The 13362-nt window shown below is 68.1% G+C and carries 10 protein-coding genes; 3 read left to right on the top strand and 7 right to left on the bottom strand.

Annotated features, from left to right (window positions below):
- Positions 1–159 precede the first annotated feature (159 nt).
- Together VDQ18_RS19125 and VDQ18_RS19120 are read left to right on the top strand one after the other, a co-directional pair.
- On the top strand, positions 160–1344 hold the full coding sequence (locus VDQ18_RS19125) for a peptidoglycan-binding protein (RefSeq protein WP_323022498.1): 1185 nt from the start codon (positions 160–162) through the stop codon (positions 1342–1344).
- 101 nt (positions 1345–1445) lie between these two features.
- Positions 1446–1787 (top strand): DUF2853 family protein, encoded by a 342-nt coding sequence (locus VDQ18_RS19120; RefSeq protein ID WP_323022497.1) that lies wholly within the window; start codon positions 1446–1448, stop codon positions 1785–1787.
- Between the two features lie 186 nt (positions 1788–1973).
- Here VDQ18_RS19120 and VDQ18_RS19115 read toward each other — a convergent pair whose 3' ends face one another.
- The 6 genes from VDQ18_RS19115 to recF form a co-directional block, all read right to left on the bottom strand.
- Positions 1974–3338, bottom strand: coding sequence for a nodulation protein NodH (locus tag VDQ18_RS19115; RefSeq protein WP_323022496.1), 1365 nt, complete (start codon positions 3336–3338; stop codon positions 1974–1976).
- Complete coding sequence (locus VDQ18_RS19110) at positions 3338–5008, bottom strand: beta-1,6-N-acetylglucosaminyltransferase (protein ID WP_323022499.1); 1671 nt, start codon at positions 5006–5008, stop codon at positions 3338–3340. Before VDQ18_RS19110 ends, VDQ18_RS19115 begins: the two co-directional genes overlap by 1 nt.
- A gap of 20 nt (positions 5009–5028) precedes the next feature.
- Positions 5029–6006, bottom strand: a complete 978-nt coding sequence (locus VDQ18_RS19105) for a glycosyltransferase family 2 protein (protein WP_323022495.1) — start codon at positions 6004–6006, stop codon at positions 5029–5031.
- 109 nt (positions 6007–6115) lie between these two features.
- Complete coding sequence (locus tag VDQ18_RS19100) at positions 6116–7138, bottom strand: glycosyltransferase family 2 protein (RefSeq protein ID WP_323022494.1); 1023 nt, start codon at positions 7136–7138, stop codon at positions 6116–6118.
- Positions 7139–7167: 29 nt separating this feature from the next.
- Positions 7168–7584: a VOC family protein gene (locus tag VDQ18_RS19095; RefSeq protein ID WP_323022493.1), complete on the bottom strand. Its 417-nt coding sequence runs from the start codon at positions 7582–7584 to the stop codon at positions 7168–7170.
- Positions 7581–8666 (bottom strand): DNA replication/repair protein RecF, encoded by a 1086-nt coding sequence (gene recF / locus VDQ18_RS19090; protein ID WP_323022492.1) that lies wholly within the window; start codon positions 8664–8666, stop codon positions 7581–7583. Before recF ends, VDQ18_RS19095 begins: the two co-directional genes overlap by 4 nt.
- A gap of 211 nt (positions 8667–8877) precedes the next feature.
- Between recF and VDQ18_RS19085 the strand changes: the two genes are divergently transcribed.
- Complete coding sequence (locus VDQ18_RS19085) at positions 8878–12609, top strand: Ig-like domain repeat protein (RefSeq protein WP_323022491.1); 3732 nt, start codon at positions 8878–8880, stop codon at positions 12607–12609.
- A 63-nt stretch (positions 12610–12672) separates the two neighbouring features.
- Here VDQ18_RS19085 and VDQ18_RS19080 read toward each other — a convergent pair.
- On the bottom strand, positions 12673–13362 hold a 690-nt coding region (locus tag VDQ18_RS19080; RefSeq protein ID WP_416235129.1), incomplete at its 5' end, for a glutamate ligase domain-containing protein.

The following is a 13362-nucleotide window of genomic DNA, read 5'->3' as shown; positions in this document are numbered from 1 at the left end:
CCCCCCTCTTGGCCTGCGGCCAATTCACCCCCCGAGGATATTTGCAGCGCAAAGAAGGCGCGGCCTTTTGGCGGGGATGTGACCGGCGCGATTTCCGGGAACGCTTGGCCGAGGGGGCGGTTTGTTGCTAGGTTGCTGCAACATTCCACAGGAGATTTCATGCGCCTCGTTCTTGCCGCCGCGATTTCGGCCCTTTGCCTGTCCCCCCTTGCCGCCGGGGCCCAATCGGCGCCCTGCGGCGGAAGCTGGTCCAGCTTCATCGCCGGTCTGGAACAGGAGGCGGTGCAATCGGGCATCCCCGCCGATGTCGCCGACCGGTTCTTCGGCCGCCTGCAGCAGAACCAGACGGTGCTGAGCCGCGACCGCGGGCAGGGGTTCTTCCAGCGGCCCTTCATCGACTTCTCGCGCTCGTTGATCAGCCAGAACCGGCTGGACCGGGCGCGGCGCCTGTTGCAGCAGCAGCCGCAGCTGTTCCAGCGCCTGCAACGCGACTATGGGATCAACCCGGGCGTGATGCTGGCCTTCCTGGCCTTCGAGACCGATTTCGGCCAGGTGCAGGGCGACATCAACACCGCCAATGCGCTGGCCACGCTGGCGCATGATTGCCGCCGGCCGGAATTGTTCCGCCCGCAGCTGATCGCCATGGCCGAGCTCTATCGCCGCGGCGATCTGGACCCGGCGACGACGCAGGGCGCCTGGGCGGGCGAGATCGGCATGGTGCAGATGCTGCCGCGCGACATTCTGGCGCTGGGGGTCGATGCCGATGGCAACGGGCATGTGGATGTGCGGGGTTCGCTGCCCGATGCCGTGCTGACCGGGGCCGCGCTGCTGCGCCATCATGGCTGGCGCGCGAACGAGCCCTGGCTGGTCGAGGTGCAGATCCCCTCGAACCTGGATCTGACCCGCACCGGGCTTCGCACGCAGATGAGCGTCAGCGACTGGGCGCGGCTGGGGGTGCAGGCGCGGGGTGTGCCGATGCCTTCGGGCGGGCTCAGGGCCTCGGTGATCCTGCCGCAGGGCCATCGCGGCCCGGCCTTCATGATCTTCGACAATTTCCGGGTTCTGTTTGAGTGGAACCAGTCGTTCACCTATGTCGTGACCGCCGCCTATTTCGCGACGCGGATCGAGGGCGCGCCGGTCTATGAGGCGGGCAACCCGCAGGAGGGGCTGGGCCGCGAGCAGATGATGGAGCTGCAGCGCCGTCTGGCCGCGCGGGGCTTCAACGTCGGCGAGGTGGACGGGATCCTGGGCGCCGGCACCCGCGCCGCGGTGCAGGATGTGCAGGCGCAGGTCGGCCTGCCCGCCGATGGCTGGCCCACCCCCGATCTGCTGCGCCGTCTCTGAGCCCAATTCCCAGCCCCGCCGCGGTTTATGCTTGCGGCGGGGACCAAGCGGTTCGTATGGTTTCTGCCGAAGAAAGACTATTGTCAGGGAGACACCGAACGATGGGACGCCGCGACGAACTGATCGCCAAATATGCCGATGACCTGCGCAACAAATGCGGGATGGAGCCGGACATGGCGCTGCTCACCAAGGTAACGATCGGCTGCGGCCCGTCGATCTATGACGCCGATGCCTCGACCGTGGCGGCCAGCCAGCCGGGCGAGATCGCCACCGTCAAGGAAAAGTATCTGGTCAAGAAGCTTGGCCTGACCGACGGTCCGGCGCTGGACGAGGCGATCGACGCTGTCATCGCCACCTATGGCAAATCCGAGCGCAACAAGTACCGCGCCGTGGTCTATTACATGCTGTGCAAGCATTTCGGCAAAGAGGCGGTTTACGCCTGACCCGCACCCTGCGCGGCATTCGCGACAAATGCCGCGCAGAATGCTTTTGCCTCGGACCATACCGCGTGGCAGGGTGTGTCCATGGGCCAGGATGGTCCGGGACATATCCGTTTCTACGTGTGGTGCGAAGGGCACGTGGGAAGATGGGGGGTTCCGGGAAACCGTGAGCCCCCCATCTCATTTCCCTCAGAGATCGCCGAAGCCGAACCTGTCGTAATCGCGGGCGTAAGCCGCGCGGCAGAGTGCCTGCATCTCGGCGTCGAGGATCGCCTCGAGGCCGGTGTCGGCAGCGTTGCCGGGCGGCGGGGGCGCGGCATGGCCCAGACGACGGGCCAGGGCGGGCAGGTCCTGGGACAGATCCTCTTCCCGCAGGATCAGGTCGGGCTGGATCACCGCGCCATAGCCCTGAAGCTGCGCCGCCTGCGTCGCCCAGAGCGGCCAGGGTTGCAGCCCGGTCTGCCCCTGGATCGAGGCGCGGCAGAAGTTCAGATAGGCCTTGAAGGCGGTGGCGGGATCGGGGCCCGTGCCCAGATCGACGCCATAGAGCCGCGCCAGATGCTCGCGCACCGGGGCGAAATCGCCGCTGTCGCGCACCCGGGCGAAGGCGGCATGGGCGCGGCGCAGCGGATGGCGAACCACGGTGAAGGCCCGGAACCCGGGATGCGCCTGCCGCCAATGGTCGAGCCGCCCTTCGTCGAAACCGGACTCGGGCGCCGCACCGTCGAGCGCAGTCAGCCAGTCGGTCACGACAGCCTCGGGCGCGGCCCTGAGCGGCAGGAACAGCAGCGGCGTCCTGGCACCCGCCTGGATCGCCGGCAGCAACGGGCCGCGCCTTGTCTCGAAATTCGGTGTGCGGCCCAGGTCGAAGCGGTCGATCCGCGCCAGGGCCCGGGCGACCTCGGCCGGGTTGGTGAGCTTTTGCTCCAGCGGCTCCGGGTTCTGCTTCTTCAGCGCGCGCGGCAGGTCGGTGATGCGCGAGGGCACCCCCAGCCAGCGGGCGAGGCCGTTCAGCACATCCAGATCGTTGGCATCGTCATAGCCGATGTAGAACGCCGTCTGGCCGCTGCGCTGCAGGGTGTTCAGGATCTCGACCTGCGTGGCCTGCAGGCGCGAGAGATGCTCCTCGAATTCGGCGGCGACGAAGGGAACCTGCACCTGACGGCGGTGCTTCACATCGCCCAGCTTCCACTGGTTGGTGGCGGCGGCGATCTTGCGCGAGACATAGCTGTCCAGCGGGTTGCGGGTCAGGACGATCTTGGCGCAGGCGGAATCGGCCAGAACATGGTCCCAGATCCGCCGGTCATGGTCATGGAACAGGCGAAAGCCCGGCATCCGCACGCCCTTGCGGACCGCCATCATCAGGCGCCAGGGATTGGCCTCGCGCTCGGCGAAGGTAACGCCCTTGTAGCTTTCGGTGCCGGGGGTGTTGATGAAGCCCGGATTGAAGATCTCGCCATGGCATTCGATCCCCTCGAAAGCGTTGAGGTTCGATTCCAGCAGGTTCGAGCCCGTGCGCATCTCGGCCAGAATCACAAAACAATCGAAAGCCATCACTTCATCCGGTGCGAGGGGTCGGGGGGCAGCGGCGTGGTCGGGAAATCGCCCATCAAGACCGGCTGCATGCCCTGATTGCGCAGTTCCTGCAGGAACGAGCCGAAGCCGGTGAGGTCCACCAGATCGGGCAGCCGCATCAGCCGGGCGGCGGAATGGGGGGCGATCTCGTCAAAGAGGGTGTGCAGGGGTTCGGCCGGGTTCTCGAGGAATTCGGCCATGGTCCAGATGCGGATGCGGGCGCGGGTCTGGGGCGCATGCAGGATCTCGATCATCTCGGATTCGATGCGCTGCAGACGCGCGGCCTCGCGCCGCAGCTGGGCGAAATCCCCGCCCGAGCGGTAGAGCGGCACCGCCCAGGCGCCGGAGATCACCGAGATCTGGGCGTTGGAATCGGTGGCCATGAACCACAGCAAATCGAACTTGCGGCCCTGGGTGTCGCCCGGGCCGAACTGGAAGCACTGACGCTCGCCCCGCGTGGCCCAGAGGAGGTTGGTGAGGAAGGCACGCGGGTTGTAATCCCTGAGCGTCGCGCTGTCGCTGAGCCCGCCCGCGAAATGGCGCTCGCGTCCGGCGAACTGGGCCTTCTGCGGGGCGAAGAGGTGGCCGTGAACCCGGCAATTGGCCACGGCGGAAAGCCAGCCCTCGAAATCCTGGAAGACTTCGGTGAAGCCCTGGAACACCGAATAGGGTTCGGCGGTCTTGCCGTTCTCTCGGTTGGCCACAGGGAAGCGGCTGGCCATGTAGAGGCCCGGCCGCCCCCGGACCCGCTGCTCGGTGGCGCGGGCGAAATGGCGGTCGATGCGGCTGGGTTGGGGTTCCGTGTCGGAGCCCGCCTCGCGCGGGGCGAGGAAATGCTGATAGAGCCGGTCGGCCCCGCGCCAGATCTTGCGGGCCATGAAGCAATCCGAGCGCCTGAGCAGCGTCAGATGGTCGTCGTAGAAGACATGCGGCTTGCCCTGATGGTCGAACTTGCCCAGCGTCAGCGAGCGGCTTTCGATCCGCCGCGCGTGCAGCCGCACCAGGGTCTGGAAATAGCTCTCATCCGGGATCCAGACCTGCCTGAAATAGCGGTCATAGAGCGGGCGCATCGGGTCCTTGAGGATCGCCTCCAGCGTTTCGCGCGTCAGGCACCACCATTGGCTGCCCATGTGTGGCACGATCCCGTCGGGGATATCCCGTTTCACGTGAAGCAACCGCTGGGCATCGACCAGCCGGTCGAAGACCCATTTGTTGCGCTTGAAGCCGACCAGGAACCAGAGGGTGAAGCGTTCCTCGTTCAGCCCGCCCTTGGTCCAGTTCACATCCGACACATTGACCGATTCGATGAAATCGGTGTCGGGATGGCGGTCGAGCCAGGCCTGCAGCTCGGCCACCGGCCTGAGCGGCAGGCAGGCGCCGGACATCGCATAGACCCGCTCCACCCCCGGGAAATCCCTGAGCAGCAGCTCGGCGGCCGATTGCATGGCGGCGACCAGCGACCAGGTGCCCCAGTCGCAGCGGTGCCGCTTGCAGAAGCGCACCTGCGGCAGGTCGGCCAGCGCCTGCACCAGCCCCTCGCGCTGGCTGGCCGGGGTGCGGGCATCGACATGGATAACCACGGGACTGCCGGTGGCGGCGGCGAATCGCGCCACCTGCGCCGCGCGGTCCAGCGCCGTATGCACCAGCATGATGAAGCCCAGCCGCGCGCTCACGCCCAGTTCCCTTTCGACATCAGCCCCATGATCTCGAGCTGTCGCCAGTTGATGAAGCGTTCCGACCATTTGGTCCAGAGGTCGGTGCGATCGGCGATCCCGGCGGCATAGGCCTGATATTCGCGGCTTTCGGCGTAATGCTGGCCGCGGGCCATCTCGTCGCGGACCTTGTCGCTGAGCGTGGCCAGGAATTTGGTGTGCAGCAGGCAGCCCGAGGCCTTCTCGCCGCCCAAGGTGTCATAGGTCAGGTTCAGCCCGCGTGGCAGCAGCATATGGGTGGAACTGACATAGACGAAGCTGCGGTGCCATTTGACCAGCGGGATCTTGTTCAGCGCGGGCGCGGCCCGGGGTTGGTCGGCGAAATAGCCCCGCGCCCGAGGACCGCCCTGGATCCAGAGGTTGCGGAAACGGTGGTTGCGGGTGATCGCGTAATTGCCGCTGTCGAACCAGCCGGCGATTTCCAGCGGGTTCTGGCCCTCGAGACAGGGCTGATCGCCGACCGGCCCCTTGGGATAGACATCCAGCAAGAGCGTGCCGAAGCTGCGCAGCCCGGCGTCGTCCAGCCAGTCGGTCAGCGCCCTGAGCGGGCGCGTGTCGCAATGGGGATAGAGGAAGAATTCGTCCACATCGACGGTCAGCGCCCAATGGCCATGCCCATGGCGCCGCAAGAGCCCGTTGATCCAGTCCATGCCGAAGCGCGAGGCCTTGTAGCTGGCCTCGGCCCGCCAGACGGAGGCGTCGGGCTGTTCCGCAAGATATTCGGCCGAGCCATCGTCCGAGCCGTTATCGACAAAGAGGAAATGCTCCACGCCCAGCGCGCGGTAGTATTTCAGGAAATAGGCCAGGCGCGGTTTTTCGTTCCTCAGCGTGGCGAAAAGCAGGATGGCGTTCCTGCCGATCTGATTGGTGCGATCGGCCAGCGGCTGCAGCTCACGCCCCTTCAGCCGGGCGCGGATTTTCCAGCGCCGGCGCATCAGCCGCAGCCGATATGAGGTGAGGATGCCCAATTGCCTGTCCCTTTGGGGTTTCTTCCAAAACTACCGGAGTGCGAATCGGCTGGAAACCGAAAACTTCAGCGCCGTCTCAGCCCCAGCGGCCGCGCGACATCAGGCCCTCGGCCTCCAGCGCGCGCCAGCCGCGATAGGGCGTCGAATAGGGTGTCCACAGGTCCGGCGCGGCAATCAGCGCGTCGTAATAGGGATCGAACACCCCGGGATCGCCGAAATGCTGGCGGCGGGTCTTTTCCTCGGCCGATCTGGCGCCGATGCCGGGCAGGAATTTCGTGTGCAGCAGCACGCCCGACAATTTCTCGCCCCCGTCGGTTTCATAAACCCGGTTCAGCGGGCGCGGCAGCAGCACATGCGTCGAATTGAGATAGGCATAGCGCCAATGCCATTTGACCAGCGGGATCTTGGCCAGGGTCGGCCCGCGTTCCGGCTGATCGGCGAAAAAGGCGCGCGACCGGGGCCCGCCCTGGATCCACAGCGCCTTGGTATCCGGTTTGCGGGTGATCGTGTAATTGGCGCTGTCGTACCAGGCCAGAACCTCGACCGGGTCCTGCCCGGGGCGATAGGCGACCTGATCGAGCGGCCCTTTGGGATAGAGGTCCAGCATCAGCGCGCCGAAGGCCACCTCGCCCTCGTCCTCGAGGAACTCGCAAAGCGCGGGCAACGGGCGGGTGTCGTGATGGGGATAGACCAGAAGCTCGTCGGCATCGACACTGAGGCACCAATGCCCCCGCCCGTGGCGCGACAAGAGCCCCTGCATCCAGTCGACCCCGAAGCGGGACGCCCGGTAGCTGGCGCTGGTGTGCCACAGCGACACATCCGGCTGATCGGCGAGATAATCGCGGCTGCCGTCGTCGCTGTCGTTATCGACCACCAGGAAATGCCGCACGCCCAGCGCCCGGTAATGGGCCAGGAAATGCGGCAGGCGCTGGATCTCGTTCCTGAGCGTGGTGAAGGCCAGCACGTCGCCTTTGGCGATCGCCTCGGTCCGGTCCACCAGCGCGGTCAGCTCACGCCGTTTGCGCAGGGCCCGGGCCAGCCGCAGCTGACGCCTGCGGCGCCAGAGGTAATCGAGCCACCATTTGCGTGTCCGGCGCATCCCGCCCCTGCCCTGCCGCTGACCTCAGCCTAGGCCAGCCGCCCTTCGGCGTCGAGCGGCCAGAACGGGTTGTGCGCCAGTTCCCAGACATGCCCGTCAGGATCGGCGAAATAGCCGGAATAGCCGCCCCAGAACACCGCCTCGGGCGTCTTCAAGGCCGTGGCCCCGGCGGCCAGCGCCTGCGCGAAAGCGGCATCCACCGCCTCGCGGCTGTCGAAGTTCTGCGCCAGCGTCATGGCCCCGGTGCCCAGCGCCGCGCCTTTCCTGCCCTGATCCTCGGCCAGCGGGTCAAGGCCGAAGAGGCCCATCTTCATGCCGCCGAGGTCGTAGAAGATCACCCCGGGATTGGTCTCCTGCGGCTCCCAGCCCAGCGCGGCATAGAAGGCGCGGGCGCGCTCCAGATCGGCCACGCCCAGCGTGACCAGGGTAATGCGTTGCGAATTCAAAGCTCTGTCTCCGTCAGATGGGTGTCCCCGGCGGTCTCGCCCAGCCGGAACGCCTGCGCCCGCGCGCCGAGGGGGGTGAAGAGTTCGGGGCCGGTGCCGGTCAGGAAGGCCTGCACCCCCATGGCGCAGAGCGCGTCGTAAAGCGCCGCGCGCCGCCCGTCGTCGAGATGCGCCGCCACCTCGTCCAGCAGCAGGAAGGGCGCGTGGCCGCGGTCGGCGTGCAGGGCCCGGGCATGAGCCAGCAGGGTGGAGATCAGCAGCGCCTTCTGCTCGCCGGTCGAACATTGCGCCGCCACCCGCCCCCGTGCCGCCCAGAGCGCGGCAAGGTCGGCGCGATGCGGCCCGACCAGCGTGCGCCCGGCCGACAGATCGCGGCGCCGGTTCTCGGCCAGCGCCGTGGCCAGATCCTCGGGGCTGTCATCTGCGAGCGTGAGGTCAGGCTGCGGGAAAGGGCTGTCCGGGTCCTGCGCAGCGGCGAGGCGGTCCAGCGTCGCCAGCCGCGCCTCGGTCACCCGGGCGCCCGCCTCGGCCATCTGCGCCTCGAGCGCGGCGTACCAGCGGGCGTCGGTCACCCCCTCGCGCAGCAGGCGGTTTCGTTCGCGCATCGCCTTGTCATAGGCCAGCGAGGCCTCGGCATGGTCGGGCTGGAAACCCAGCACCAGCCGGTCCAGAAAGCGCCGCCGTCCCTCGGCCCCCTCGATCCAGAGCCGGTCCATGGCGGGCGTCAGCCACAGCATCGGCGCCAGCCGCCCCAGTGCCGATTGCGCCGCCGCCTTGCCATCGATGCGCACGCTGCGCGGCTGGCCGGGGGCGGCGGCGGTCTCGATCTCGTGTCCGGTGCCCTGAAGGTCGATCTCGGCCTCGATCTTCCAGCCCAGACCGGCGGGCTGCGCGCCCAGTTCCTCGGGCGCGGCCCGGCGCAGGCCGCGGCCGGGCGACAGCAGCGAGATGGCCTCCAGCAGGTTGGTCTTGCCCGCGCCGTTGTCGCCATAGAGCACCACCACCCGGCCATCGAAACCCAGCTCCGCCCGCGGATGCGAGCGAAAGCGCGACAGGGTCAGGCGGACAAGGCTGAGCGACATGAGGCAGGGTTACGGAACATCGCGTCCCGCCGCAACGGCCAAGGGAATGCGCGGCGCGGCGCCCTGGCGGGGATATGGGAGCGGGGCGCTTCCAGGTTGCAGCAAATTTTGCGGAAATTTTCCGGAATTGCAGAAGATTGCGGCATAGAGCGGTTCGGGACGCTTGGTATGATGGTGCGGTTCCCAGTACTGCTTCATGATTCGAGGCACCATGTATCCGTGTACCCGTCGCCTGCTCGTTCTCCTGTGCCTGCTTCTTGCCCTTGCCCGGCCCGCGACAGCCGAGGGGCTTTTCACCACACCCCCCGCCACGCTGCGCTCCGGTGCGGCGGATCGCGCCCCGCCCTTCCTGGCAACCAGCCGCGCCCGCGACGTGATCCTCGACCAGGCCTATCTGGCCGAGACCATCGCCCCCCTCGGCATGGACCAGCAATCCGGGCGGCTGAACCAGGTACCGCAGCCGACCCGCGTTCGGATCGAACTGTTCCCCGGCATCGTATTGGATTTCCAGCGCAATTCGATCTCCGAGGCTTTCGGCGGCGGCTATGTCTGGACCGGCACCGCACAGACCCCGCTGGAGGCGCTGGCCAATCTGGTGATCCGCGACGGCATGGTCACCGGCCATGTCGAGATCGGCGGCAGCGAGCCCCGCAGCTACCGCATCGACCCGATCGCCCCGGGCGGCCTCCACCGCATCACCGAACTGGACGGCGCGGGCTTCCCTGGCGAGGGGCACCCGCCGCATGACGGGGATCAGGGCGCGCTGCACGACGCCCCGGGCCTGCCGGACCTGCGGGCGCCCCCGGATACGGTCACCACCATCGACGTGCTGGTGGCCTATACCACCGCCGCGGCCACAGGCATCGAAAGCGCGGCCAATCTGGCGATTTCGCTGGCCAATACCGGCTTCACCACCAGCAATGTGCTGATCCAGTACCGGCTGGTGGGCCTCGTGCAGGTGCAGAACTACGCCGAGACCGACATGGAGACCATGCTGGACGATCTGCGGCTGGGCACCCAGCCCGGCCTGCAGACCGTCCATGCCGAACGCGAGGCGCGCGGCGCCGATCTGGTGTCGCTGCTGGTTTCGACCTCGGGCCAGTATTGCGGCATCGGCTACCTGCCCGACGTGCCCAGCGCCTGGACGACGCATCTGGCCTATTCGGTGACGGCGGTTAACTGCATCTCGAACCATACGTTCGCGCATGAGCTGGGCCATAACGCCGGGGTCAACCACGACCGCTATGTGGTCAGCCCGACACCGCCCGATTCCGCGGATCAATACAGCTATGTCGATGTGCCCTCGCGGTTCCGCACGATCATGGCCTATGCCAACCGTTGTTCGGATCAGGGCATCAGCTGCACCCGGATCAACCAGTTCTCGAACCCCGAGGTCAGCTATAACGGCCGGGCGACCGGCATCCTCGCGGGCAATCCGGGCGCGGCCGATGCGGCGCGCTGGTTCAACGCGGTGCGCGAGGCGGTCGCCGCCTACCGGCCCGAGGTCGGCAGCGGCGGCGGCCCGGTCAACGACAATTTCGCCAACCGCACGCTGATCGCGGCGTCGGGCATCTTTGCCGGAACGAATGTCAATGCCACCGCCGAGGCCGGGCAGCCGACCCTCGTGACCGGCGCGACCAACATCGTCTGGTGGCGCCATACCCCCACCGTCAACGGACAGATGAGCGTCAGTACCTGCGGCAGCAGCTTCGACACGGTGCTGGCGGTGTTCACCGGCGCGGCGCTCGACGCGCTGACTCCGGTCGCCCAGAGTGACGATTTCTGCGGGCTCGACGCCGGCGTCACCCTCCCGGTGCTGGCCGGAACCGAGTATCAGATCGCCGTCGCAGGCAAACGTGATGCCAGCGGCACCATCGCCCTTACGCTGGCCGTGGTCCCGTCGGCGCCCGCCGCGACGACGACGGCGCTGATCTCGCCCGGCAGTGGCGCGCAGGTGCCGCAGGGCAATCCCGTGCTGTTCCAGGCCGCGGTGAGCGCACCGCAGGGCATCGTCAACGGGATGGTCAGCTTCCGCCGCGACGGGACCGAATTCGCCCAGAGCGCGCTGGATGCACAGGGGCAGGCCCGCGCCAGCCTCGCCACCCTGCCGCTCGGCACTCACCAGATCACCGCGCATTTCCTGGGCAGCGCCGGGTTCACCGCCTCGACCTCCGCCGCCCGGGTGCTGAGCATCGTGCCGCGGGTGGTGATCCGGCCCGCGAACGACGATTTCACCAGCCGCCTTGCCATCGCCACCCCCGGCACTCTCACCGGCACGACGGTTGACGCCACGGCCGAGGCCGGACAGCCGACCATCCGCGACACCGCCGCCGCCAACGCCATCTGGTGGCGCTTCACCCCGGCCAGCAGCGGCCGGCTGACCATCAACACCTGCGGCAGCGATTTCGACACGATTCTGGCGGTTTTCACCGGAGCGGCGGTCAACGCGCTGGCGCTGATCGACGACGATGACGATTTCTGCGGATTGCAGTCACAGGTCGATTTCGTCGCGACGGCCGGGGTCGAATACCAGATCGCCGTGGCGGGTTATGAGGGGGCAGAGGGGCATGTCACCCTGACCCTGACGCTGCAGGCGGCCCAGGTCGCCACCACCACCACGCTGACGGTGCCATTGCTCGGTTATTTCCATGAGCCGACACCATTCACCGCCGTGGTCAGCGGGCCGGGCGGCACGCCGACCGGCAGCATCAGCTTCCGCAGCGACGGGGTGGAATTCGCCACCGGCACGCTGGACATCAGCGGCCGGGCCAGCATCGAGGCCGCCAGCCTGCCGATCGGCAGCAGCGCCATCACCGCGGTCTATGGCGGCGATGGCGTCTTCACCGGCTCGACCTCGGCCGCGCAGCCGCTGACGATCATCAGCCGGCCGCAGATCGTGGCGGGCGGCCACCACAGCTGCGCGCGCACCACCGACCGGTCGCTCTTTTGCTGGGGCGACAACGTCAGCGGCCAGGTCGGCAATGCCTCGAACGAGGATCAGCTGAACCCGCAGCCGATCCCGGTCTATTCCAGCGATGTGGCGCTGGGGGAGTTCCACACCTGCGCCCTGCGCGAGAACGGGCGGCCCTATTGCTGGGGCCGCAACAACGCCGGGCAGGTGGGCGACGGCACCACGCAGGGCCGCTGGCGCCCGGTCTCGGTCCCCGGGCTGCGACGGGTGACGCAGGTCGTGGCCGGGGCCGAGCACAGCTGCGCGCTGCACAGCAACGGCACCGTCTCGTGCTGGGGGGCCAATGGCGCAGGACAGCTGGGCGACCGGAGCTTCACCGACCGCCTGACGCCGGTCAGCGTGATCGGCCTGCGCCGCGTCACCGCCCTGACCGCGGGTGGCAACCATACCTGCGCGCTGCGCGACACAGGCATGGTGCTGTGCTGGGGGGCCAACGAATCGGGCCAGCTGGGCGACGGGACCACCACGAACCGCAGCCAGCCGACCATTGTGATCCCCTTCGGCCGGGTGCGCCAGATCTCGGCCGGGGGCAGCCACACCTGCGCCCTGAACAATTCCTACAACGTCTTCTGCTGGGGCTCGAACAGCGCCGGTCAGGTGGGTGACGGGTCCTTCACCGACCGCCCGCAGGCGGTGCGCGTGCTGCGCCTGCCGGTGCAGAGCATCGCCCAGGTCAGCACCGGGGGCCTGCACAGCTGCGCGCTGACCGTCGATGGCACCGGCTTTTGCTGGGGCAGCAACACCGCCGGTCAACTGGGCGACGGCACGACGCGGAGCCGCTGGCGGCCGGTCATGTTCGCCGGGCCGGAGACGGCGATGGATCAGCTGACGGCGGGCGGCCTGCACAGCTGCGGCATCATCAACAGCACCGGCAATGCGCTGTGCTGGGGGGCGAACGGGTCAGGGCAGCTGGGCAATGGCTCGACCGAGGCGAGCGCCTGGCCCGGCTATGTCGTCGCCGGGCAGAACTGAAACGCGAAGACCCGTGGCGCGCGGGCGCCACGGGTCCTTTCAGACCGGACGGGAGGGCCCGGATCAGCCGTTCTCGCGCAGGATCGCCCCGGCAAGGTAGAGCGAGCCGCAGATCAGCACCCGGGCCTGCGGCACCTCGGCGACGATGGCCTCAAGCGCCGATAGCACCGAGTCCGCCGTCTGCGCGCTGAGACCCGCGGCGGTGGCGGCTTCGGCCGTAGCCTCGGCGCTCAGCGTATTGGGCTCGCCCGGGATCGACACGGCATAGAGGCCATCGGCATGCCCGGCCAGCGGACGCATGAAGGCCTTCACGTCCTTGGTGTTGAGCATGCCGCAGATGATCCGCGTCGGCCGCTGCGGCAGACGGTCCAGCGTGGCGGCGATGGCCTGACCCGCGGCCGGATTGTGCCCGCCGTCGAGCCAGAGCTCGACCTCGGGCGCGTGGTCGACCAGCGGCCCCTGACGCAGGCGCTGCATGCGGGCGGGCCAGAAGGCCTCGGTCACCGCGGCCTCGCAGGCGTCGGCATCAAAACCGAGGTGCCGCAGCGCGGCCAGCGCGGCGCCGGCATTCTCGACCTGATGCGGTCCGGGCAGGTTGGGCAGCGGCAGATCCAGAAGCCCGTTCTCGTCCTGGAAAACCAGCCGCGCGGCATCCTCGAAGGCGAACCAATGCTGGCCGGCGACGATCAGCGGCGCGCCGAGGCGCTCGGCCTTGCTTTCGATCACCGCCAGCGCGTCTTCGGCCTGGGGACC

This window comes from Pararhodobacter sp., from assembly GCF_034676075.1.
Taxonomy (GTDB): domain Bacteria; phylum Pseudomonadota; class Alphaproteobacteria; order Rhodobacterales; family Rhodobacteraceae; genus Pararhodobacter.
Note: the sequence above shows the minus strand (reverse complement) of the source record. Positions and strands in the feature narration are given on the sequence as shown.